At 69.6% G+C, this 914-nt stretch carries 1 protein-coding gene; it reads right to left on the bottom strand.

The window, feature by feature from the left end:
- Nucleotides 1-97: 97 nt before the first annotated feature.
- The coding region (locus EN780_RS35460; RefSeq protein WP_133372919.1) for a recombinase family protein at nucleotides 98-914 on the bottom strand (817 nt) is incomplete at its 5' end.

Below are 914 nucleotides of genomic sequence, written 5' to 3'. Positions count from 1 at the left end.
GAGTACCGCTCCTTGGCGGAGGCGATCCTGGCGAGCCCGGACTGGAAAAGGGCCGAGCGCGCCGGCGGCGCGACGCGCAATCGGGTTCTCGGCCGGCTCATGATCCAGGCGCTGGATCGGGTACCACGAGACCGAGCCGCCGTGCCCGGTCGAGCAGTGCCTTGACCGAGGAGGCCTGCCATTTGCGGCTGCCGCGCGGCGTGCGCTCATGCATGCGCTCCAACTGAGCGCCGATCTCAAGCAACGTCAGATCCGGATCGGCAAGGGCGATGCCGGCCACCAGCGTCATCAGGCGGTCTTCCGGCGGGCGTCGTGGAGAGCGCTTGATCAGCGCCGGCTCGGCGATGTGCTCCCGCACCAAACGATGCACGGCGCGCCGCAGCCGCTCAACCGTCCAATCGTGCCCCCTGCGGTTGAGGACACGCACCACGTCGTCCCAGCTGTGCTGCGGCCGCAGCCGGCGCACGGTCGGCAGCCAGGTCTGCGCCGAGGTGATGAGATCGTCGAGATAGGCGCGCTGGCGTGCAGCGGATATCGCTCGCACGGCATCGGGGCGGCGCTCGCGAAGTCCGGGATTGCCGGCCAGCCGGCCTCGCGCCTTGGCTGCCTTCATGCCGGCCTTGGTGCGCTCCGCGATCAGCGCGCGCTCGAGCTGGGCAACAGCACCAAGCACCTGCAGCGAGAACATGCCCTGCGGTGTCGAGGTATCGATCGGGTCACCAAGCGAGCGGAAATGGGCGCCGCGCTTCTCCAGCACCTCGATCACTTCGAGCAGATGGCTGACCGAGCGGGCGAGGCGGTCGAGGCGGACGACCACCAGCACGTCGCCGACGCCGATATCGCGCATCAGCTTCGCAAGCACCGGGCGGAGGCGCGAGGCGCCGGAACCGTGCTCCTGATGGACGAGACGGCAG

The sequence above is a fragment of the Mesorhizobium sp. M4B.F.Ca.ET.089.01.1.1 genome, assembly GCF_004022605.1.
GTDB classification, from domain to species: domain Bacteria; phylum Pseudomonadota; class Alphaproteobacteria; order Rhizobiales; family Rhizobiaceae; genus Mesorhizobium; species Mesorhizobium abyssinicae.
Note: the sequence above shows the minus strand (reverse complement) of the source record. Positions and strands in the feature narration are given on the sequence as shown.